The following is a 4,186-nucleotide window of genomic DNA, read 5'->3' as shown; positions in this document are numbered from 1 at the left end:
TGAACCAGCAGACCACTATTAAGTAAAGAGCTTGGCTGCCACTGGGCTTGTTGAAAAACCCCGGAAATCGTCATTGCGAGCGAAGCGTGGCAATCTCCATTGAGAAGCAATTCGAGATAATACTACTGCTAATATAATAAACGCTAATAATAGCACTAATACTATGCAGCAATTCGTTGTATTGCAACATATTGCGTATCGAGGTCACGCAAGACGTGGGCATGACCGTATCGAAGCAAGTTGTCTCTGGCACGACCAGTGTCGCTGAAAACCGCAATTCGAGCCGGTTTTTGACTTGACGGGATTGCATTTCGTCCTTTGAATTGAGTATACGCGGCGTCGGAACTGGCTACAGAATGAGATTGCCGTGGAAGAAGGGGAGATTGCCTTGATATCGCTTGGAAATCGCTGGATTTCGAGGTTGGCATAGGCGAATCCAGCGGAAGGAAGGTTGAACTCTCCTCCGAATCACATGTGCAGGAAGGGCAGATGAGAGGCAGTCCATCCGAGATCGCCCGTGCTGGTCTGGTGCGAATCTGTGTAGTTGCTCAGATACGTGCGTAAGTCATTGATTAACAATTAGAGTCATAAAGAATAATACGATTGAGAATAGTATGGGTAAGAATAGTAATAAAGCCGGAAAACTGCTGTCTCAACTGCTGATTCTGGCGCTTCTCGGATTTTCGGCCTATGCGATATATAGACAATTCGCATCTCAGGCGGAACCACCACCTGGGACAGGTCGGTCGGAACTGCGAATGATTTCCGTCATCGACGGCGATACCGGGGAGCTGTCCGATGGAGAACTGGTCAGATATATGGGAATCGACACTCCGGAGGAGGGGCAGCCGTTCTACTTCGATGCTTCTCGCAAGAATTCTGAGCTTTGCCTCGATAACAAGATCCGTTTGGAGTATGATGTCAAGAAAAGGGACAGATTCGGTCGATTGCTCGCCTATGTTTTTGTCGAGGATTCTATAATGGTCAATGAAGTCCTCGTAAAAAAGGGCTTGGCGAATGTATACACTTTCCCGGAAGACCAGAAAAACATGGAGTATCGCAGTCGACTGACAATGGCTCAAATTCAGGCGCGCGCTGAAAAGAGAGGAATTTGGTCGATGCCGCCGCCGGAGCCGATTGAGAAATCATATCTCGGAAATCCGAACACATTTCGATTCCACCGTCCCGATTGCCCCGCTGCCCAGCGGGGCGGAATAGCCCGCATGTTGGAGTATCCTACACGCGACGATTTCCTCGATCTCGGCTTTTCGCCTTGCAGAAACTGCAAACCATAGATTCCGCCGTCATAAGCTCAAGAGCGCCATTCAGATTCTGCTCAAGAATCAGACATAAAAGTAAGCTCTGATAGCTACAAGAATCCACCATATCTCCGATATGAATTAATAATAGACATGTGAGTCAGTGGCTTAACAACTCAGGAGCGACATGTCATCAGTACTTGTGATCGATGATAAGAAGTCGATGCGCGATATGCTTTCGCAAACCCTCACAGCCGAGGGCTTCGAGGTAGATTCGGTGTCTAGCGGATCTCGCGGAATCGATCTTGCCGGTGAGAAACGATTCGACGTTGTCCTCACCGATTTGAAGATGCCGGACATGGATGGCATCGAAGTCCTTTCGAGTATCAGAGACCGCGATCCCGATGTGGCTGTGATCATGATGACCGCCTTCGCCACAATCGAAAATGCGGTCGAGGCGATGAAACTCGGAGCGTTCGATTTCATCACGAAACCGTTCGACACGAACCATCTCACATTCCTGATACAGAGAGCTATGGGCCAGCGCCAGCTCGCAGCCGAGAACGAACTTCTCAAGGAAGAACTCGACAGCGTGCATGGCTATGACAAGATAATTGGAAATAACGTTCGTATGCACGAGGTGATGCGGTTAGTTCGTAAGGTAGCACCATCGGAAACTTCCGTACTACTATTGGGTGAATCCGGAACAGGGAAGGAGTTGTTCGCAAGAGCAATTCACAAGGTATCTCAGAGGAGCGAAAAACCATTCGTTCCGATCAACTGCGCCGCTATTCCGAGGGATCTGCTGGAGAACGAACTTTTTGGTTCAGAAAAGGGAGCTTTCACCTCGTCGCATGCGAGAAAAATCGGTAAGTTCGAGATTGCGAATGGCGGGACTGTATTTCTCGACGAAGTCGGCGACATGGACCCCGCGCTGCAGGCGAAACTTCTGCGGGTACTGCAGGAGCGGACATTCGAGCGGCTCGGTGGGACACAGACGATTTCGGCGGATGTACGTATCATTGCGGCATCGAATGTCGACCTCAAGGAATTGATCACGAACAAGAAATTCCGCGAGGATTTGTACTATCGTCTCTCAGTATTTCCGATTACGATTCCGCCGCTGCGGGATCGCCGCGATGATGTTGCCGCGCTGAGTGGGCATTTTTTGAACAAATATTGCCGCGACCGCAAGAAACAACAGGTGCGGATATCGAAAGATGCGCAGGCGATGTTGGAGAAGTATCACTGGCCGGGCAATGTGCGTGAGTTGGAGAACACGATTGAGCGCGCGATCATATTGTGCGAGAACAAAGTGATTGGCCCGGATCAATTGGCGATACGGCTGCCGACCGTCGAGGAGATTCGTCTGCGCGAAGGCGCTGGACTCAAAGAGGTTGGGCAGCATGCGCAGATGGTTGCTGAGCGAAAAATGATCATTCGCGTGCTGAAAGAGACGAAAGGGAACAAGCGCAAAGGCGCCGAGGTGCTGCAAATAGATTATACAACTTTGTTCGAAAAGATAAAGAAATATGAAATTGATACGATAAAAGAAGTGTAGAGAGTGCTTCTTTACCTTAAGAATTTCGGTTTTTCAGTTTTTAGGCAACTGAATTTAAGCCGGCCGATCGCGAGATCCGCCGGCTTTCTTTTGCTGTCGCACATTTCCCGCACCGCTATCCGCGCCGTTGGGAATCCCTTCCCGACGGCCAACCGAGATCCGCACATTGAAACCATGTGGTTTCGAGGCTTGGCTTGCCTGGCCGCCGAGTGCGACAACAATGATGCAGGCGACAGCGATGAGGAGGTATTTCACTCTTTACAATCCTCATGCAACCACCTGATAACTATGCCTGAGAGTCCATTGCGATAAGTTTTGATAACAGCATTACCTACTAAGACGGCGCCAGTGCTGTAGCCGCTAATCCTCACATTAACTACTGCGTCTCCGCCCATTTCCCGGGCGATGTTTCGGAGTTTGTTGGCTTTGTTTCTGCTGAGTGATACCATGGCAATCTCTTCATATGGACAATTCGGAGTCTGTGTTGAGAAGAACTGTATCGGATGATCGGACGACTTCGAGGTCAACTTTCCCGGCAGCATCTGGACCTTACTGACTTTTGTGCAGGAAGTAACAGAAAAGAGCATAAGGATGGCCAGACAGATTAATCCTATGTGTGACAGTCTCACGGTGATTCCTCAAGCACGGCATTGATGCTGCTCGTATCGAGGCTGTGCCACGCCCCTGTAATCGCATCGACAATGACCGGAATGATCCCAAGGAAAATGTCGAGCACCACCCAACCGGCTCCTACACCATGAGTAATAGAATAGTGCCAAGTCTCATATCCATCCTTTTTTACCTCGATGTTATGCACCTTGTCAGATTCGAGTTTCAGCTTCGCGGGTGTGGTCGCTACGGCGTAGCCGTTCACGTAGACCTTCGCATTTGATGGCTCCGAATTGACCTGAACATTGTCGTTAGTTCCGTTCAGGATAGTAGCACAGCCGTTGAGCAGCATCAAGGCTACGGCAGCGAGCATTAGTGTTGCTTTCATCGATCTTCTCCTGAGTTTCACTGTAGCCAAGGCGGTTAACGATTTGTTACAGCCGTGCAGCTTCAACCATCAATCAAGCCCTGACCGCAGTATTGTTTAGTCTCTGCAGTTCCTGCACTGCATCTATATCCGCAAACAGCCATTTGAGTTGCTTGATTTCTTGCTGTTCTTTGATGGGGTATGCTGGCTGTGCAGGTCAATATCCCCACGATCCTGATGAGCTTCTGTCTCCACTCCAAGGCCGCCCTTGCCTTTCGATTTTCGTTCCGCCGAGCAGAACGGACTATCGTGTCAATGGATTGAATATACACTCGGCGGGCGATCCTGGCAAGGAAGATTGTAGGTTGTGTGCGTTGGCCCACGGGACGT

General features: G+C 49.8%; 5 protein-coding genes. 2 read left to right on the top strand and 3 right to left on the bottom strand.

Translation table 11 applies throughout. The features are described from left to right. Nucleotides 1-614: 614 nt before the first annotated feature. Together KKH67_03480 and KKH67_03475 are read left to right on the top strand one after the other, a co-directional pair. Nucleotides 615-1,295, top strand: a complete 681-nt coding sequence (locus tag KKH67_03480) for a thermonuclease family protein (GenBank protein MBU1318239.1) — start codon at nucleotides 615-617, stop codon at nucleotides 1,293-1,295. A 151-nt stretch (nucleotides 1,296-1,446) separates the two neighbouring features. Further along, complete coding sequence (locus KKH67_03475) at nucleotides 1,447-2,820, top strand: sigma-54 dependent transcriptional regulator (protein MBU1318238.1); 1,374 nt, start codon at nucleotides 1,447-1,449, stop codon at nucleotides 2,818-2,820. 54 nt (nucleotides 2,821-2,874) lie between these two features. Here KKH67_03475 and KKH67_03470 read toward each other — a convergent pair whose 3' ends face one another. The 3 genes from KKH67_03470 to KKH67_03460 are packed head-to-tail and all read right to left on the bottom strand — an operon-like array spanning nucleotide 2,875 to nucleotide 3,817. After that, nucleotides 2,875-3,075, bottom strand: coding sequence for a hypothetical protein (locus KKH67_03470; protein ID MBU1318237.1), 201 nt, complete (start codon nucleotides 3,073-3,075; stop codon nucleotides 2,875-2,877). Beyond that, nucleotides 3,072-3,449 (bottom strand): YbjQ family protein, encoded by a 378-nt coding sequence (locus KKH67_03465; protein MBU1318236.1) that lies wholly within the window; start codon nucleotides 3,447-3,449, stop codon nucleotides 3,072-3,074. The genes KKH67_03470 and KKH67_03465 overlap by 4 nt, the downstream gene beginning before the upstream one ends. Further along, a complete protein-coding gene (locus tag KKH67_03460) occupies nucleotides 3,446-3,817 on the bottom strand; it encodes a PEGA domain-containing protein (GenBank protein MBU1318235.1) in 372 nt (123 codons plus the stop codon). The genes KKH67_03465 and KKH67_03460 overlap by 4 nt, the downstream gene beginning before the upstream one ends. Between the last annotated feature and the right edge of the window lie 369 nt (nucleotides 3,818-4,186).

Source organism: Candidatus Zixiibacteriota bacterium (assembly GCA_018820315.1).
Classification (GTDB): domain Bacteria; phylum Zixibacteria; class MSB-5A5; order JAABVY01; family JAHJOQ01; genus JAHJOQ01.
This window is presented reverse-complemented; position numbering and strand designations above follow the sequence as displayed.

What these genes read in the sequence shown, in the direction of transcription:
- KKH67_03480 (MBU1318239.1), top strand. Translation starts at nt 615, where the DNA reads ATGGGTAAGAATAGTAATAAAGCCGGAAAACTGCTGTCTCAACTGCTG.
- KKH67_03475 (MBU1318238.1), top strand. Translation starts at nt 1,447, where the DNA reads ATGTCATCAGTACTTGTGATCGATGATAAGAAGTCGATGCGCGATATG.
- KKH67_03460 (MBU1318235.1), bottom strand. Translation starts at nt 3,817, where the DNA reads ATGAAAGCAACACTAATGCTCGCTGCCGTAGCCTTGATGCTGCTCAAC.